16 protein-coding genes are annotated in these 18,387 nt (G+C 58.3%); 15 read left to right on the top strand and 1 reads right to left on the bottom strand.

Going from position 1 to position 18,387, the window contains the following annotated elements; translation table 11 throughout:
* Positions 1 to 9: 9 nt before the first annotated feature.
* Positions 10 to 924: a DMT family transporter gene (locus tag NHH88_07300; protein ID USX15580.1), complete on the bottom strand. Its 915-nt coding sequence runs from the start codon at positions 922 to 924 to the stop codon at positions 10 to 12.
* A gap of 233 nt (positions 925 to 1,157) precedes the next feature.
* On the opposite strand from NHH88_07300, the gene NHH88_07295 reads away from it, so the two are divergent.
* The 15 genes from NHH88_07295 (at position 1,158) to NHH88_07225 (ending at position 18,341) form a co-directional block, all read left to right on the top strand.
* Positions 1,158 to 1,883, top strand: a complete 726-nt coding sequence (locus NHH88_07295) for a YebC/PmpR family DNA-binding transcriptional regulator (GenBank protein USX15579.1) — start codon at positions 1,158 to 1,160, stop codon at positions 1,881 to 1,883.
* A 6-nt stretch (positions 1,884 to 1,889) separates the two neighbouring features.
* Positions 1,890 to 3,158, top strand: coding sequence for a phosphoribosylamine--glycine ligase (gene purD / locus NHH88_07290; protein ID USX15578.1), 1,269 nt, complete (start codon positions 1,890 to 1,892; stop codon positions 3,156 to 3,158).
* A gap of 19 nt (positions 3,159 to 3,177) precedes the next feature.
* Positions 3,178 to 4,092, top strand: a complete 915-nt coding sequence (gene hemF, locus NHH88_07285) for an oxygen-dependent coproporphyrinogen oxidase (GenBank protein USX15577.1) — start codon at positions 3,178 to 3,180, stop codon at positions 4,090 to 4,092.
* A gap of 8 nt (positions 4,093 to 4,100) precedes the next feature.
* Positions 4,101 to 4,760, top strand: a complete 660-nt coding sequence (locus NHH88_07280) for a nicotinate-nucleotide adenylyltransferase (protein USX15576.1) — start codon at positions 4,101 to 4,103, stop codon at positions 4,758 to 4,760.
* Positions 4,761 to 5,453, top strand: coding sequence for a ribosome silencing factor (gene rsfS, locus NHH88_07275; GenBank protein ID USX15575.1), 693 nt, complete (start codon positions 4,761 to 4,763; stop codon positions 5,451 to 5,453).
* A gap of 6 nt (positions 5,454 to 5,459) precedes the next feature.
* Complete coding sequence (rlmH, locus tag NHH88_07270; GenBank protein ID USX15574.1) at positions 5,460 to 5,930, top strand: 23S rRNA (pseudouridine(1915)-N(3))-methyltransferase RlmH; 471 nt, start codon at positions 5,460 to 5,462, stop codon at positions 5,928 to 5,930.
* 11 nt (positions 5,931 to 5,941) lie between these two features.
* Positions 5,942 to 6,562, top strand: a complete 621-nt coding sequence (locus tag NHH88_07265) for a Maf family nucleotide pyrophosphatase (protein USX15573.1) — start codon at positions 5,942 to 5,944, stop codon at positions 6,560 to 6,562.
* A 142-nt stretch (positions 6,563 to 6,704) separates the two neighbouring features.
* Positions 6,705 to 8,171 (top strand): ribonuclease G, encoded by a 1,467-nt coding sequence (gene rng / locus NHH88_07260; GenBank protein ID USX15572.1) that lies wholly within the window; start codon positions 6,705 to 6,707, stop codon positions 8,169 to 8,171.
* A gap of 145 nt (positions 8,172 to 8,316) precedes the next feature.
* On the top strand, positions 8,317 to 9,294 hold the full coding sequence (locus tag NHH88_07255; protein USX15571.1) for a hypothetical protein: 978 nt from the start codon (positions 8,317 to 8,319) through the stop codon (positions 9,292 to 9,294).
* Positions 9,295 to 9,452: 158 nt separating this feature from the next.
* Entirely contained in the window at positions 9,453 to 9,839 is a 387-nt protein-coding gene (locus tag NHH88_07250) for an AlpA family phage regulatory protein (GenBank protein ID USX15570.1), read from the top strand.
* Entirely contained in the window at positions 9,836 to 10,858 is a 1,023-nt protein-coding gene (locus NHH88_07245; protein USX15569.1) for a trp operon repressor, read from the top strand. The genes NHH88_07250 and NHH88_07245 overlap by 4 nt, the downstream gene beginning before the upstream one ends.
* 221 nt (positions 10,859 to 11,079) lie before the next feature.
* On the top strand, positions 11,080 to 12,252 hold the full coding sequence (locus NHH88_07240) for a hypothetical protein (protein ID USX15568.1): 1,173 nt from the start codon (positions 11,080 to 11,082) through the stop codon (positions 12,250 to 12,252).
* A 111-nt stretch (positions 12,253 to 12,363) separates the two neighbouring features.
* Complete coding sequence (locus NHH88_07235; protein USX15567.1) at positions 12,364 to 13,392, top strand: hypothetical protein; 1,029 nt, start codon at positions 12,364 to 12,366, stop codon at positions 13,390 to 13,392.
* 714 nt (positions 13,393 to 14,106) lie between these two features.
* Positions 14,107 to 16,443 carry an ATP-dependent endonuclease gene (locus NHH88_07230; protein USX15566.1) on the top strand — a complete coding sequence of 779 codons (2,337 nt, stop codon included), beginning with the start codon at positions 14,107 to 14,109 and terminating at the stop codon, positions 16,441 to 16,443.
* Positions 16,440 to 18,341 carry an AAA family ATPase gene (locus tag NHH88_07225; GenBank protein ID USX15565.1) on the top strand — a complete coding sequence of 634 codons (1,902 nt, stop codon included), beginning with the start codon at positions 16,440 to 16,442 and terminating at the stop codon, positions 18,339 to 18,341. Before NHH88_07230 ends, NHH88_07225 begins: the two co-directional genes overlap by 4 nt.
* The last annotated feature ends 46 nt before the right edge of the window (positions 18,342 to 18,387 follow it).

The following is an 18,387-nucleotide window of genomic DNA, read 5'->3' as shown; positions in this document are numbered from 1 at the left end:
TATCCAGTTTTATTTTTTACTCTTGGACAGCAGATAAATCCCGGCGATCACCAGCGCGGTGCCGGCCAGTTGCCAGGACGTGACAGGCTCGCCCAACAGCAGCGCGCCCAGAAACAAGGTTGACACGGGACCGATCATGCCCGCCTGCGAGGCGGCGCCGGCGCCGATGCGCTCTACGGCGGCCATCGTCATAAACACCGGCATCACCGTGCACAGGATGCCGTTGACCAGTGACAGGCCGTACACGCCCATCGGTTGCACCAGCGCCGACACCGGCCGCAGGATGAAAAACTGGGCGATACAAGCCACGCTGGAAACGCACATCGCATACGACACCAGCCGCAGCGCCCCGAGCCGCTTGACCATTTCCCCCGACAGCAGCAGATAGACGGCGTAGGCGGCGGCCGATCCGGTGACCAGGGTCGCGCCCAGCGCCACATTGCTGCCGCCGTTGTCCAAATCATGCAGGAACACGAACACGATGCCGCAATAGGAGGTCAGCAGCGCCAGCCACTGCTTGCCGCTGATGTGCTGCTTGAGCAGGGTGGAGCTGATCAGCAGCACAAAGGTCGGCGTCAGGAACAAAATCAGCCGCTCGAGACCGACCGTGATGTACTGCAGCCCGAGAAAATCGAGGAAACTGGACAAATAGTAGCCGACCAGCCCCAGGCCGATCAGGCGCCAGCGGTCGGCTTTCGACAGCGGCGCCTCGCTGCGCATCTTCCAGACGGCGACGGCGGCGAACACCGGCAGCGAAAAGATCATCCTGAACGCCAGCACGGTGACGGCGTCGAGGTCATAACGGTAGAGCAGCTTGGCGACGATGGCCTTGGTCGAGAACAGCACCGCGCCGCCGATGGCGATTCCCAGGCCGCCCAGATAGGCCGTCCGGGCCGGGCTCACATTCGTTATGCTTTTGTCCATCCCTCGATTGTACGGCAAACCCGCTTTGGCGGTAAAAGGCTGCCAACCCCTAAGCCACGGCGGGGTCGGACCCCGAGGGGTCCGACCCCAACACCACCAACGGCGGCGGCCACGCGGGCGCCGGGGGTTGCCGCCCGGTTTTGCCGCCCCCGACTATGGTAAAATACCGCCCTCACCGCATAGCAACGACTATCGCCAACCCCGAACAAAACCGCGCCGAAGGAAGACTGAACATGGCTGGACACAGCAAATGGGCCAATATCAAGCACAAAAAGGCCGCTACCGACGCCAAACGTGGCAAGATCTGGACACGTCTGATCAAGGAAATCACCGTGGCCGCGCGCATGGGCGGCGGCGACATCCAGACCAACCCGCGCCTGCGCCTGGCTGTGGACAAGGCGGCCGACGCCAATATGCCGAAGGATAACGTGCAACGCGCGATCACGCGCGGCACCGGCGGCGAGGACGGCGCGGCCTACGAGGAAGTACGCTACGAGGGCTACGGCATCGGCGGCGCGGCCATCATCGTCGACTGCATGACCGACAACCGCGTGCGCACCGTGGCCGAAGTTCGCAACGCCTTCAACAAAAACGGCGGCAACATGGGCAACGAGGGCTCGGTGGCCTTCATGTTCAAGCATTGCGGCCAGTTCCTGTTCGCGCCCGGCACCAACGAGGACGCGCTGATGGAAGTGGCGCTGGAAGCGGGCGCCGAGGACGTGGTGGCCGATGAAGAAGGCGGCTTCGAAGTGCTGTGCGGCCCGCACGACTTCGCGACCGTCAAGGATGCGCTGGAAGCGGCCGGTTTCAAGGCCGAAGTGGCCGAGATCATCATGAAGCCGGCCACCGAAACCGTCATCACCGGCGACAACGCCGTCAAGATGCAAAAACTGCTGGACGCGTTGGAAGCGCTGGACGATGTCCAGGAAGTCTATTCCAACACGCTGATCGAAGACTGAGGATTTATGAAAATATTGGTAGTCGGCTCCGGCGGCCGTGAACACGCGCTGGCATGGAAATTGGCGCAATCGGAACGCATCCAGATGGTCTACGTCGCCCCCGGCAACGGCGGCACCGCGCGCGATTCGCGCCTGGTCAACGTCAACATCACCGATCTGCACGAACTGGCGACCTTCGTCGAGCAGGAGCACATCGGCCTGACCGTCGTCGGCCCGGAAACCCCGCTGGCCGGCGGCATCGTCAACCTGTTCCGCGCCCGTGGCCTGAAGGTCTTCGGCCCGACCAAGGAAGCGGCGCAGCTGGAGTCGTCGAAGGACTTCGCCAAGGCGTTCATGCAGCGTCACGGCATCCCGACCGCCAAATACCAGACCTTCTCGGACGTGGCGCAAGCGCACGCCTACATCGACGCCAACGGCGCGCCGATCGTCATCAAGGCCGACGGCCTGGCCGCCGGCAAAGGCGTGGTGGTGGCGATGTCGCTGGAAGAAGCGCATCAGGCGGTCGACGACATGCTGGCCGATAACCGCTTCGGCGACGCCGGCGCCCGCATCGTCATCGAGGAATTCCTGGCCGGCGAGGAAGCGAGCTTCATCGTCATGTGCGACGGCAAAAACGTGCTGCCGCTGGCCACCAGCCAGGATCACAAGCGCCTCAAGGACAACGACGAAGGCCCGAACACCGGCGGCATGGGTGCGTACTCCCCGGCCCCGATCGTCACGCCTGCGATGCACGCCCGTGTGATGCGCGAGATTATCAATCCGACCATCGCCGGCATGGCGAAGGACGGCATCGTCTTCACCGGCTTCCTGTACGCCGGCCTGATGATCGACGCCGCCGGCAATCCGCGCACGCTGGAATTCAACTGCCGCATGGGCGACCCGGAAACGCAGCCGATCATGTCGCGCCTGAAGACCGACCTGGTGACGGTGATGGAACACGCCGTCAACGGCACCCTGGACACGGTCGAACTGGAATGGGACCGCCGCACCGCCGTTGGCGTGGTGCTGGCAGCCGCCGGCTACCCGGACGCGCCGCTCAAGGGCGCCGTGATCGAAGGCATCCCGGCCGAAACGCCGGAATCGGTGACCTTCCACGCCGGCACCGCCGAAGTGGGCGGCCAGTTGCAAGTGACCGGTGGCCGCGTGCTGTGCGTGGTTGGCCTGGCCGACAGCGTCAAGCTGGCGCAAAAGCAGGCCTACGAGGTGGTCGACCAGATCTCCTTCGAAGGCATGCAGTGCCGCCGCGACATCGGCTGGCGCGGTTTGAAGCACTAAGACTGAAGCCATAATACGCATGCTCTCCGCCCCGAATCCAGCGGCCGTCAAGGCCTTCCTGCTCGATCTGCAGGCCCGCATCATCGACGCGCTCGAAGCGCTCGATGGCAAGGCCTTCCTGCGCGACGAGTGGGAACGTCCGGAAGGCGGCGGCGGGATTTCGCGCCTGGTCGAGGAAGGCAATGTCATCGAACGCGGTGGCGTCAACTTCTCGCACGTGATGGGCGCCAAACTGCCGCCGTCGGCGTCGGCCGCGCGTCCCGATTTGGGCGGCAACCCATGGGAAGCGATGGGCGTGTCGCTGGTGATCCATCCGCGCAATCCGTACGCGCCGACGGTGCACATGAACGTGCGCTTCTTCACCACGACCACCATCAGCGGCGAACCGGCATGGTGGTTCGGCGGCGGCATGGATTTGACGCCCTATTACGGCGACAAGGAAGACGTTAAACACTTCCACCAAAGCTGCCACGACGCGTTGGCGCCGTTCGGCGACGACCTGCACGCGCGCTACAAGAAGTGGTGCGACGATTATTTCTACCTGAAACACCGCAAGGAGGCGCGCGGCGTCGGCGGCATCTTCTTCGACGATTTGAATGAAGAAGGTTTCGACCAGAGCTTCGCGCTGATGCAAAGCGTGGGCAATTCGTTCCTGACGGCCTACCTGCCGATCCTGGAACGCCGCAAGGACACGCCGTACGGCGAGCGCGAACGCGATTTCCAGGCTTACCGGCGCGGCCGCTACGTCGAATTCAATCTCGTCTTCGACCGCGGTACCCTGTTCGGCCTGCAGTCGGGCGGCCGCACCGAGGCGATCCTGATGTCGATGCCGCCGATCGTCAAATGGCGCTATCGCTGGGAACCCGAGGACGGCACGCCGGAAGCGGCGCTGTACACCGACTTCCTGCCGCACCGCGACTGGCTGGCCGCGTGACAAAGGCCATGGCACAGCGGGTTGCACTGCTGGGCGGCAGCTACGATCCGGTCCACCACGGTCATATCGCCCTCGGCGCCTATTTCGCGCAACTGCTGCAAGTGGACCAGCTGCGCGTGATCCCGGCCGGCCTGCCATGGCAAAAAGCCATGCTCAAGGCGACGCCGGAACAGCGCGCCGAGATGGTGGCCATCGGCTTCAAGGGCCAGCCGTTCGACGTCGCCATCGACATGCAGGAAATCGAGCGCGCCGCCAAGGGCCTGCCAACGTACACCATCGAGACGCTGCGCCTGGTGCGCGCCGAACTGGGACCGGGCGCCTGCATCGCTTTCGTGATGGGCGCCGACCAGCTCCAGCGGCTCGACACCTGGAATGAATGGCAGGCGCTGTTCGACTACGCCCATATCTGCGTAGCGGCCCGCCCTGGCTTCGACATAGGCGCCGCCGGCCTTCCGCCGGCGGTCGCCGCGGCGTTCTCCAGTCGTATGGGAACGCCTGAACAAATCCGCAACACGCCGCACGGTCTGACTTATCTGGCACAAGACTTCGCGGTGGATATCTCCGCCACCGAAATACGTGCGGCATTACAACGGGGGGAACAGGCAAACTCGCTTATCCCGCCGCTAGTGCTAGACTATATTGAACAACACAATCTATACAAAAGCTAAATGGACATCAAAAAACTGCAATCCCTCGTCGTTGACGCCCTCGAAGACGTCAAGGCACAAGACATCACGCTGTTCGACACCACCCACCTGACCAGCCTTTTCGACCGTATCGCTATCGCCTCCGGTACCTCCAACCGCCAAACCAAGGCGCTGGCCGCCTCGGTGCGCGACAAGGTCAAAGCCGCCGGCGGCGACGTCTACGGCATGGAAGGCGAGGACACCGGTGAATGGGTGCTGGTCGACCTGGGCGACATGATCGTCCACATCATGCAAGCGCCAATCCGCGCCTACTACCGCCTGGAAGAAATCTGGGGCGACAAGCCGGTCAAGCTGGGCGCCGCCAAGCGCAAGTCGACCAAGGAAGGCGAGGAAGCCGACGAGCCGAAGAAAATCTCCAGCCACCTGGCCGCCGGCAAAAAAGCCGTCGACGCCTCGCCGGTGATCGAGAAGAAGACCCCGGCCCGCAAAGCCGCCGCCGCCAAACCGGCCGCCGAGAAGAAACCGGCCGCCAAGAAGGCCGCGATCCCGGTCGGCAAAACCATCAAGGTCGGCAAGACCAAGAGCGCCGTCGCCTCGGCCGAAGCGCTGAAAGCCCTGCCACCGAAGCCGAAAGCGCCGAAGGCCGCCAAGCCGAAAGCCGACGAAGCGCCGGCCAAGACGGTCATCAAGCGTATCAAAAAAGTCGCGGAATAATCCACGATGCAGCTGATCATCGCTGCGGTCGGCCATAAAATGCCGTCCTGGATCGAAGCGGGCTTCGCCGAATACGCGAAGCGCATGCCGCCGGAACTGAAGATCGTGCTCAAGGAAATCAAGCCGGTCGACCGTTCGGGCAGCAAGACAGCGGCCACCGCGATGGCGCTCGAACGCGAGCGCATCGAGGCGGCGCTGCCCAAATCGGTGCGCATCATCGCCCTCGACGAGCGTGGCAAGGACCTGACTTCGGTCGGTTTGTCGCAGCAGCTGGAAGCCTGGCAGCAGGACGGGCGCGACACCGCCTTCCTGATCGGCGGGGCCGACGGCCTCGATCCGGAGCTCAAGGCGCGCGCCGAAGGCCTGATCCGGATTTCCAGTATGACGCTCCCTCATGGTATGGTACGGGTATTGTTGGCCGAACAACTGTATCGCGCCTGGTCGATCACCCAGAACCACCCTTACCATAGAGTTTGACGCGTCGGAAAATGAAACTGGTCGAAAAAAAGATCTATCTTGCCTCCAAAAGCCCGCGCCGGCGCGAACTGCTGCGCCAGATCGGCATCGATTTTGAACTGCTGCTGCTGCGCGCCGACGGTCCGCGCGGCGCCGACGTCACCGAAGACGTGATCGAAGGCGAAGCGCCGCTCGAGTACGTGGCCCGCGTGGCGCAGGAAAAAGCCGCCTTCGGCTACAACCTGGTGCAACGCCGCCACCTCAAGCCGCGCGCCGTGCTCACCGCCGACACCACCGTCACCATCGACGGCCAGATCCTCGGCAAGCCGGCCGACCGCGTCGAAGCCAACGCCATGCTCACGCAGCTGTCCGGCCGCACCCACCAGGTGCTGACGGCCATCGCCGTGCATTCGGCCGACTTCACCGGGCAAATCACGCAGGTATCGGAAGTGCGTTTCGGCGTGCTGTCGCCGGCCGCCATCACCGCCTACTGCGCCACGCTCGAACCCTACGACAAGGCCGGCGGCTACGGCATCCAGGGCCCCGCCGCGCAATTCATCGAACATATCGCCGGCAGCCATTCCGGCATCATGGGCCTGCCGCTGTACGAGACCGCGCAGCTGCTGCGGCAGGCCGGACTGCCGCTGCCGTAACTCTCCGATTGAGTGTTGACCCGCCCCCCGGACGCCGGGGTCGTACCCCAAGGGGTACGACCCCTTTTTGCCGCAGTGCGGGTTCGTGTATGATCAGTCTTCACATAGCCACAGAAGCCGCGCCAGCCGGCCGCCGAGACACATGAACGAAGACATCCTGATCAACATCACCCCGCAGGAAACGCGGGTCGCCCTGATTTTGCAAGGCGCCGTGCAAGAGCTGCACATCGAACGCACGCTCACGCGCGGCCTGGCCGGCAACGTCTACTCCGGCAAGGTGGTGCGGGTGCTGCCCGGCATGCAATCGGCCTTCATCGACATCGGCCTCGAACGCGCCGCTTTCCTGCACGTGGCCGACATCTGGGAGGCGCGCCCGCACGACGGCGGCCAGAACGCCGCCCCCACCCCGATTGAAAAAATCCTGTTCGACGGCCAGGTGCTGACGGTGCAGGTCATCAAGGACCCGATCGGCACCAAGGGCGCGCGCCTGTCGACGCAAATCTCCATCGCCGGCCGCATGCTGGTGTACCTGCCGCAGGACGCCCACATCGGCATCTCGCAAAAGATCGAAAAGGAAGCGGAACGCGAAGCGCTGCGCACGCGGCTTCAAAGCCTGCTGCCGGCCGACGAAAAAGGCGGCTACATCGTACGCACGCAGGCCGAGGACGCGTCGGACTCCGACATCGCCGCCGACGTTGAATACCTGCGCAAGACCTGGGGCGCCATCGTCCACGGCGCCAAGACCCGTCCCGCCACCACCCTGCTGCACCAGGATTTGAGCCTGGCGCAGCGCGTGCTGCGCGACTTCGTCCACGACGACACGGCCACCATCCAGGTCGACTCGCGCGAAAACTATTTGAACCTGGTCGAATTCGGCAAGGCCTACACGCCCGGCGTGCTGCCACGCTTGCAGCACTACACCGGCGAGCGGCCGCTGTTCGACCTGTATGGCGTGGAGGAGGAAATCCTGCGCGCGCTGGGTCGCCGCGTCGACCTCAAATCCGGCGGCTACCTGATCGTCGACCAGACCGAGGCGATGACCACCATCGACGTCAACACCGGCGGCTTTGTCGGCGGGCGCAATTTCGCCGACACGATCTTCAAGACCAACCTGGAGGCGGCGCACGCGATCGCGCGCCAGCTGCGCCTGCGCAATCTGGGCGGCATCATCATCCTCGACTTCATCGACATGGAGAACAACGAGCACCGCAACGCCGTCTTGCAGGAGCTGAAAAAGACGCTGTCGCGCGACCGCACCAAGGTGTCGGTGTCGAACTTCTCGGCGCTTGGCCTGGTGGAGATGACAAGGAAGCGCACGCGCGAATCGCTGGCGCACATCCTGTGCGAACCCTGCCCGGCCTGCGCCGGCAAGGGCCAGGTCAAGACCTCGCGCACCATCTGCTACGAAATCCTGCGCGAGCTGCTGCGCGAAGCGAAGCAATTCAATCCGCGCGAATTCCGCATCCTCGCCTCGCAGGAGGTGGTCGACATGTTCCTCGAAGAGGAGTCGCAGCACCTGGCGATGCTGGGGGACTTCATCGGCAAAAAGATCTCGCTACAGGTGGAGACGGCGTACCACCAGGAGCAGTACGACGTGATTTTAATGTAATATAAATTCACTTTAAATTCAAAGACTTAACCAATCGGTGCATTGAAAATCAACGCTAGCTACACAACTAGCTACACACAAAGTCGCAGTTGGCGTTGGGATATATAACGACACAAGGCGCAGGTTTGCATCCAGAGGAAAACGCATGATGATCGCAAAGTATCCTCCACTTACCGGCTGGGGTGAAAATGAGGTTGGGGACGCAGCATCGGATGCGCAAAACAAGTTGAAACAGGCTCGCCTGAATACGACTCCAGAATACCAAAAGCATCTAGAGGATCAAACTTGGCTCCGTCATCTATTGCTCGATTTGCTGTACGACGAACACGTGGCCTTTGCTATACCTGCTCCACGCACCCCTATCGTGACTCACCGCACGACTTCAACGGAGCGAAATTCAAGCAAGCCACTGGCTTATGACTCGGATGGTCATGAAACTTCTGCGTACACAAGCTTTCAGCTAGATCGGAGAGCGTTTTCTATTGCACTTATGCGCTTTATCGATACCGTCCGAACCAGTCAATCGGGAATGCGTCGATACGATCAGACAGCCGCCAAGGCTCTCTTAGGAGCCCATGCAATTGATGTACTAAGACAGGGCTTTAAAAGAGCCGAGGTGCCACATGACGTCGGATCATCCCTGTATCTTTACCAGCAGATGTATGATCGAAAGCTATGCGCAGCACCCGCGCTAAGTAGGGCTGCATGGTTACTTAAAAACGCTCCTTTACGAAAGCCAATTTCAGAAAAGCTTATTCCCCGCAGTAAATGGCAACGGATACAAGAACAATGGAAAGATCACTTCTCATCCTCTCATTACTGGGCTGCTGTGGCGGCCACAATCAAATCACCATTACGGTTCAACGAAGATCTGCTTTTTGACTTCGTGTGCAACGTGGACGTTGATCAATTCAAGCGGCTCGCAGATACGTTCTTCGATTTCAGGGTACGCGTGGTTCCTCCAAAGGTCTCAGCAATGCCCATGTATTTGAAGCAGGGCCTTTCCTGGCGCGAGATTGATCAAGCAAACCTTCTTCTCCCCACAGAAGTACCTAATGCGCTTGAACCCTACCAATGGGATGCTCTAGCACTTTACCCCACCAAAGCCAGCAGCAGGGGTTGAAGCTACAGCCGGCGCTGAGCAGCAACTGCTTGCACTCTCCGGCCAACCATCAGATTTAATCCGCAAAAATTCACCACCCCCAACGTACGGTGGGGTCATCGATTTTGCAGTCATGCCACGCTATCCTTTCATCATTCTTTAGACGAAAGGATGCAGTAATGAACACCTATAGAAGCAATACCAAACCGGCCACAGCCGCCTCCACTTCCGAACCGGATGCGCAGGCAGATGTACAGCTAGAACTGCACCAAATCATTCAACAGATTCGCGCACGGACTAGCGACAGCATTCTTCGCCACAGTCAACTCAAAGGCAAATGTGGTCGAGCGAATTCCACCATCCACGCAGACATTGTCAAAGGTGTGTTCCCGCCTGGATTTTCAATTGGTGTTAGGGCGACTGGCTATAGCGCAAACGAGATTGACGCATGGATTGCGGCACACCTATTCGCCTCTCGTAGTAAGACACCTGTTGACATGAAGGCTTTCGTAACCCTGTTGGTTCAATCCCGAGAGCAGGTAAGTGCGCAAGGGAGCGCGGCATGAATCGGGTTCGAACGTTAGCTGAAATGCTGGCATCGGAGCAAGTGCAGCAGAAATTCATCGTTCCTCAGCTCATACCTGCCGCCACAACCGTCCTGATCAACATCGCGCCAGATCTCGATGGCAGGTTACTTGGTCAACTGCTTGCCTACGGTGCAGCGGGCGGCAAGACGTTTATGTCGTTTGGCCAAGCAAAGGAAACGAGGGTTTGCTACTGCACAAGCCGCAACAATGATCTGCCTGACACAAAAAGGTTCGCCCTAATTGGTATGCGAGATCCCTATCCATCATCGCAGGAAAGAGCACGTAAGAACCTGCATATATATCGGCGTAGGGCCGAGGCCCCTATCTTCTTAAATTCGGTTCACGATCAAGGGGAGTTTATCAAAGCGATTCCACACTCCGTGGAATTGATCATCATCGACGATCTCGCGTCCTGGTTAAAGTACGGGCGAACACTTGACGCCACCGAGAGTGGCGATGTGCTTGCGTTCTTTAAAAAGCTAAATGCAAGAGGCATCGCTGTGGTCGCCCTGGACTCTAAGCCAAAAAGAAACAGCCTCATCGCAGAAACCGTAGCGCTCAGCGAGCCGGCCAACGTAATTTGGCTAACTCCTGACCCCGGCGCTCCACGTGAGTACGGCGGTGGCTTTAACATCGTCCGACAGAAGCGTGACGATGAAGATTCAGCCCCAACGACAATTCAATTCTGGTGGAAGGTCGTCAGCGGCAATCTGGATTTCGGCTGGGAGTTCCGAGATCAACTAGACCCCAAAGCAGCAAAAAGAGTTCAGATCATGGAACGCCAAATGAAGGTTGACCAGCTGCTTTCCGAAGGAATGAGTCAGCGCGAAATAGCGATTCAATTAGAGGTTGATGCCGCAACAATATCGAGAGACGCAGCAGCCCTAAAACAGAAAGATGTGAGCATAGATGCCCTGACACCTCATCGCCCCACAGAACCAAGCAGTCCCCCTAAATCAGCGAGCAGCATTGCAGCCAATGGCAATCAGTCGTCATAACGGCCTCGCGGCACAGTTCAATTGCTACGTTGAACAACTACAGCGATCTAGGTATAGCGATTGCAAATTGCATGCATGCGCGCGTGCTCGACTTTCTGGAATTGAAGGCGCAAACCTAGAAGGCGTGGAGGGGCGCTACACGCTCATAGCTATAGTAGCTCAAATATGTTCGTAATTTATACACACCAGCGACAAGCAGTCCCCTTACACAGGCCAACGCCATGAAACCAACCTTACACAATTCAACCCATCAGACTGCCAATGTCCATATAGACCGGATACGTATCCTAGCGCCATGCACCCACACCCCCACCGGCAAGACGTTGTTCTTGGATGAAGAAAGCCTCGCTGAACTGGTTCCCGTGGGAGCTACGGCTAATCAGCTTGTCCTTAAGGACGGTGGTGAAAAGGCCTACGTCCGTTCAAAGGACATTGACTCCAGCACTGGCAAGGCAACCATGATGGAGGTACATTGCTGCCCACCGCTCGTCTTGCAAAGGCATAATCTGTTCGGTCACGGGGATCTGCTGCGATACGCCTATCAAATCATGGATTTGGTTACTAAGCGACTAGGCATTAACGTCAATTCCTTTGAGCGGGATGAGTGGCGGCGCGGGGGCATTCGGCTTACGGAAATCCACCTCACTGCAAACTTCGGTTGTCCTCGTGGAGATGTGCTGCCGATCATACAGGCCATCGATGACAACAGCCCCGATGCAAAGCAGCGGACCATCGCTAGCAGCATAACTCTCGGATACAGCCCTAGGCGCCGATCCACTTTCGACATGGTGACCGTCTACGACAAGAAGCTGGAACTGGAGAGTCAATGGAAAACGCCAGGGCATTATCAGCGCATGCTTATCGCAGAAGCGGCGAAGGGCATCCGCGCGGAAGTGAAGTTGTATTCACAAGGTCTGAGGCATCGGGAACTACATTCGGTCTCTCGCTGGAAGGACGTTGATGTGGCCGCCCTGTTCTTCGAGTGTCTTGCCAAGTATAAGCTGGGATATGCAATCAAGCGTTTGCTAACCAAAGACGAGATGAACATGCTGTCCAACACCGAACGCAAGGCCTATCAACTCTGGCTGACGGGAATGCCGATTGCAGAACAGTTCTCGCGCACCACCGCTTGGAAGTACGCCAAGAACATTCTCAAAAAGACTGGGATTGACATCAGCGGGAGCCGGCGACCAGAGGCGCTTCCAGAGATCGATATGGCCGCCGTTTTCGTGCCAGAAAACGTGCTACCTGTGCCGGACTGGGCTAGAGGTACGGAATGCTATTTTGCGCCTGGACAAACCCGGCTGAGACCACCGGGACTTGCGTATATTCCGATTCCCCCGGATGCGGTCGATGAGGTCATCATGCTGGATGGAGAGCCTTATGTCATCTGAAACTGAAACGACAGCCAAGATGCTGTTCTAAACCGTGTACGATTGCGCCTCTAGCGCCATGCTGGCAGATTGCGGCATGGCGCACCACAACTAACACCGGAACGCTGCTGCATGCCTCTACAATTTGAAGTCCTTGGCGCCGAGTCCGGCAGGTTCATTTACACTGACGATATCTACGATGGCCTGCTAGCTGAGTTCGATGGTCTACTCGATGACCATGGGGCCGGCCAGCTTGGCGATAAGGCCTATCTGGCTGCGTTAGATCGGCTGCTGGCCGAAGCACCGGACTTCGTTGACGTGTACGCGCACATCGCGTCGCACTGGCATCAACAAGGCAAGCCGAAGAAAGCGCTAGATGCAGCACTGCTGGGACTGCGCGTTTCAAACCGGCTGATCCCTGAGGGCTTCACTGGTCGCATTGAGTGGGGGCACCTCGACAACCGGCCGTACCTGCGAGCCATGCACGTTGCGCTGCTGTCGTACATCCGCCTACGCCGTCACAAGGATGCCGTCACGCTCATAGAACTAATGCTGGCTAGGAACCCAAACGACAATCAGGGCGTGCGCTACCTGCTTGGCTCGGAAGCGCTACGGGCCGGGGACCATGATCGTGCACTGGCTGCGTTTGAAGCCGACGCGCATAGCTATCCGCCGTACTTCTACGAGCTTGCACTCTGCCACATGCTGCGTGACGACTGGATAGCCGCAGCCACCGCTCTCCGGGGCGGGTTTGCAGCCAATCCCTACATCGCGGAAATCCTCGGTGGGAATCCGAATCCAGCGCCGCTGGCCATCTGGCATGGCAGCAACCTTGCGGAATCTGAGATCGCGCACGATTACATGCAGATGTACGGCCCTCTCTGGCACAGCCAGCCAGACAGCTTTGCCTTCACCCGCTGGCTATTTAACCATCCGAAGGTGCTGGCTGAACGCGCTGCGATCCTGGAGTGCCAGGAAGCCTTGTTGTGGGAATCCGATGGTGGCAAGCGCGTAGAGATCGTTAGACGTAAAACCGAGCTGATGGACCGGATAGACGACAGCTTGTCCGCTGTCATCGTCACAAAGCGGCAGGAGCGGCGCGGCAAGGATTCGATATGGCCATGGGCGTCTGCGCCACGTCGACTGCTTGGCCAACACTGACGCTTGCCACCTCAACATGCGCTTGAATGAGTGTTACCGCGCTTGGGACTCATTTCAGCAAGCCAGCCGCCGTTAGGCCGAACCAATTTCGCAGTGTACGGTTTGTATATACTTTCACTGGGAGACGACTATGGCACGGCTGACGCGCTGGGGTAATTCTGACGGAGGGCTCCGGATACCCAAGGCCATCTTAGAGGCGGCAGGACTGCGGGTAGGGGATGAGATTGGCTGCCGCCTTCTTGACAATGGGACGGTCTTGCTGACGCCGCGCAAGGGCCGCATAGACGTTTCGGAAGGTCACGTGATGCCGTTGGCGCTTAGTCGGTCAGATGTGAAATGGTGAGAAGATTCATCACCTCAGGAGCTAGAAAAGGAGAACGGGCGCAATGAATTTAGTCGATGGCAATGTATAGCAACTCTGTCCCAGCCTGATGCCGACTATTAGGTGACGAAAGCCGTCCTTGATCCGCTATCGCTACGGCGCATAAGACATTCCTTTGTCGAATTGCTGAGGGTGACATTTCGTGAGTTTTTCGTGTGGGCAAGATGTTATGCTTACACTCTTGGCCACGTACGGCTAGGAGTAGACGTTGACGTATCTCCAATCAATTTTGTGATCAGCCGGATGCCATCCGCAGGCTTTCGCTGCCCACCAACCGTTGAAATCAATAGAGATCGTTGACCTAGCCGTTCCTCTCAGAGAAAAGCGAGACTATGCACATCGAGACCGTCTGGATTCGAAACTTCCGGCGCCTTAAAGACGCCCGCATCGACCTAGCATCTGACATTTCCATCTTCGTGGGAGCCAACAATAGCGGCAAGACTTCAGCGGCACATGCCCTGCAATTGTTCACTGCCGCCTCTCGGAGTCGATTCTCACTTCATGACTTCAGCTCCGAATGCTGGGATGCCATCAATGCATTTGGTGAGGGAGCCGACGGCGTCGAATTGCCAACCATTTCCATCGATATTTGGTTTGGCGTCCAGGCAGCCGATCTTCACCGGGTTGTTGACCTGTTACCGAACTTAGCGTGGCACGGTAGCCAAGTTGGAGTTCGAGTCGAACTCGTCGCATCAGACGCGCCAGCTTTAAGAGCCGGCTTCCAAGAGACGCGAGCGAGCGCCAGGCTCGCTAATGCGCAACCTGTAGGACAAGTTCAAGAACCAGCTGAGGCGGCACCTGCTCGGAACGAAGTTGGATACGACCCGCAACCTCGCACGCTTTGCGACTTCCTGTCAGATGCTACAGGCGATCGCCTTTGGCGAGATTTCGAGTTACGCTATTACGTTCTTGACCGTGCGCAGTTTGACGACAATCTCCATTCCGCTGAAGGCTACACTCCCCTGCGCTTGATGCCAGACAAAGGGCGCAGCGGTAAAGACATCGTGGCCAGCCTAGTGAAGGTAGACTGCCTGCATGCCCAACGTCACCTGTCCGATTCCAATGGTGGGGCCAGATCCGAAGACCTATCCCGTTGCTTGAGTCGTTTCTACGAGCGAAACCTTGAGAAGAGTGGTGAGGACCATGAAGCCCAACGTGCGCTGTACCAGTCCGAGACTTTGCTCAACGATCACTTGGAGCGAGTCTTTGGTCCCACGCTCGAACGACTTGCCCACCTTGGCTATCCAGGCGTCAACAATCCACGACTTCTTATCAAGACCGCGCTGAATCCCGCAACGATCCTCAGCAGTCATGAAGGTGCTCGTGTCCACTACGCTATGGGAGCGTTGGGTGGAGCTGTGAATACAGCCACCTTGCCGGATCGGTACAACGGCCTTGGCTTCAAGAATCTGATCTATATGGTCGTCGAACTGCTCGACGTTCATGCTAGATGGTTGGACATCGAGGAAAACCGTCCGCCTCTGCATCTGATCTTTATTGAGGAGCCGGAGGCACACCTGCACGCTCAGCTACAGCAGGTTTTCATTCGGAAGGTACTGGATATACTCGCAGTGCCAGAGGAAGATGCCCCGTACTGCACGAGTCAGTTGGTCGTTTCGACACATTCACCGCACGTGCTCTTCGAGCGGGGCTTTCGGCCCATTCGGTATTTCCGCCGCGCTGCCGATGCTGGCGTGCAGCGATCTCAGGTCCTCAGCATGGCAGCCTTCTACGAGACAGCTAATGATCCAGCCGATCCTGTTGATCGCACCAGGGACTTCCTTGAGCGCTATTTAAGACTAACGCATTGCGACATATTTTTCGCAGATGCCGCCATTCTGGTGGAAGGGAATGTAGAGCGGATTCTGATGCCTCAGATGATTGCTAAGGCAGCACCGCAGCTCCAGTCGACCTACCTGAGCATTCTTGAGGTTGGCGGCGCATTTGGCCATAGGTTCAAAGGCCTCATCGATTTTCTAGGCCTAACCTCCCTGATTGTGACCGATATCGATAGCGTGTTTCCTCCAAGCGCAGATGCTCCACAGCCACCAGACGAGGCGCCGGCTGATGTGGATGCCGCCGACGCAGATCCTGACGCAACAGAAGAGGCCGAAGAAGCCGAATCGGTTCGGCGTGGGCGCAAGGCTTGCATGGTCCATGAAGTCGGAGCGCTCACGTCGAATCAAACGCTGGTCAAATGGCTTCCAGGATGCCGCACTATCGCCGACTTGCTCGCGGCGACTATCGATCAGCGTATCCAGCCAAGGGCTGAAGGCGGTGACGCACTAGTTCGCGTCTCTTACCAAACACCGGTGGAGGTAACTTGGCAAGGGACAACAGAGAACAGGACCGGCAGAACTTTAGAGGAAGCCTTTGCATTGGAAAACTTGGCCTGGTGCCAGGATGCCGACCGCAAAGACCTTGGGTTACGTGTCAAAGGTTGCAACCGGCTGAACATCGAGGCAGTCGCAGAGAGCCTGTATCGTAAGGTCAAGAATGCGAACTTCCATAAAACTGACTTTGCGCTCGCGTTGCTGGCCCACGATCCCGCTGCATGGAAAGTGCCGAGCTACATCTCTGAGGGTCTGGTATGGCTTGAGGCACAAGTAGCACCCTCACCGCCTGTCGCGGTAGAAGCTGCCCCCGGCGGTGTGGATGCCGCAGCATGACTCGGCGTATCGGACAGCCTGATACGCAGGCAGATCTGGATCTGCGCGCCTGTCTGGACGAGCGCCCCCCGCATAGCTTCGTGATGGTTGCTGGTGCCGGTTCAGGGAAGACTACCTCTCTTGTGAAGGCACTTGACCACTTGGGGCAAACGCGAAGAAAAGAACTCAAGACGCACGGCCAGCGGATCGCTTGTATCACCTATACGGAAGTTGCAGTCAATGAAATTTGGGGCGACGTAGGGAACGATCCGCTATTCCACGTGTCGACGATTCACAGTTTCTTGTGGTCGGTAGTGCGACCTTTTCAGAGCGACTTGAAAATCTGGGTAATAGCACGTATCCATGAAAAAATCGCCGAAGCACAAGAACATCACGACAAGCCTAGGACTCGTCCGGCGACGCGCGTTCAACTAGTTGCGGAGATCGCCCGCTATCAGAGCCATCTTCAGACTATAGAACACCAAACACACTTCAAGTATGGTGCGGGCAGCGACTTCGGACGTGGCGTTCTTGGTCACTCTGACGTCATTGCCGCAGCAGTTAAGCTAATCGACCAAAGCCAGCTGCTACGCGACATAATCGCAAGTCGGTACCCCGTGCTGTTCGTCGACGAGAGCCAGGATACCCGGCCGGAAATCGTCGCCGCCTTGCGTGGTATAGCTGAGACCACCCCGGTCGAGTTCTCCCTGGGATTTTTTGGCGATCCGATGCAGAAAATATACGCGGATGGTGCCGGCGTGATTGATGCGCCCGTTCATTGGCGAAGGATTACGAAACCGGAGAACTTTAGATGCCCGCAACGCGTGCTCGGCGTCGTGAACGCAGTGCGCCAATTAGGTGATGGATTGGTGCAGACTCGTGGTCGGATGATGTCCGTCGATGGAGTACAGGTTCCATTAGAAGGTTCGGCGAGAATCTTCCTGCTTGCTGCCAACGAGGACCGCTCAGCGAAGATTGCAAAGGTTCGGAAATGGCTGCGACTGACCAACCATGACGAGCGTTGGGAGAGCGGAGATCGCGAGGCAGACGTCCGAGCATTGGTGGTCGTGCATCGCATGGCCGCGATTCGACTCGGCTTTCCCAACTTATACGCAGCGTTAAACGACAGAGCACCCTCCAGCATCAAGGAGGGGCTTAAGGATGGTACTTCATGGCCACTAAAGCCTTTCCTGGCCTACTTGCTACCTTTGGCAAAGGCGGTAAGGAATAATCAAGGCTTCGAGGTGATGACCTTACTGCGTGCTGAATGCCACCAGTTGAGTTCGGCTGGACTAGCGGGTGGCAACGCTCCCGATGTTTTAAGGGCACTGCAAACCTCCACAGAGGAAATTGCCCGCCTCGTACTGTCGGGTGATGTGACATTCAGGGATGTGCTCTTCTTTGCGTGGCGCACCGGGTTAACGTTGCTCGACGAATCATGGACCAAATATTTGGAGGCTGATCCTGCGGCCCTCGCAGCCGATGATGACCCTGAGGTCCCAGCCGTAACGGCATTTCTAAACTGCCATATCGGCGAATTGAGCGCTTACCATCATTACCTGGAAGATCTGTCGCCATATGCCACCCAGCAAGGCGTGAAGGGGGCAGAGTTCGAGCGGGTGCTAGTCATAATCGATGATGCGGAAGGCCAAAGTCAACGGCTGTTCTCCTACGAAAAATACTTCGGTATAGCGCCACTGTCAGATACAGATGATGAAAACATTGCTGCTGGTCTGGACAACGTAATTGATCGCACTAGACGCCTTTTTTATGTCTGCTGCTCACGTGCCACACGCGACCTCGCTGTAGTTATGTTCGTTCAAAATATTGCCGCAGCAAGGATAAGTGTCGAGAATGCTGGCCTGTTCGCACCTGAGGACATTGTGGATGAAGCCACTCTAGAAGCCGCCATAGCTTGAGATCGCTTTCTGCAGCGCACAGAATCTTGTTCGCTCGGGCAAATGC

The organism is Oxalobacteraceae bacterium OTU3CAMAD1 (genome assembly GCA_024123915.1).
Classification (GTDB): Bacteria; Pseudomonadota; Gammaproteobacteria; order Burkholderiales; family Burkholderiaceae_D; genus Rugamonas.
Note: the sequence above shows the minus strand (reverse complement) of the source record. Positions and strands in the feature narration are given on the sequence as shown.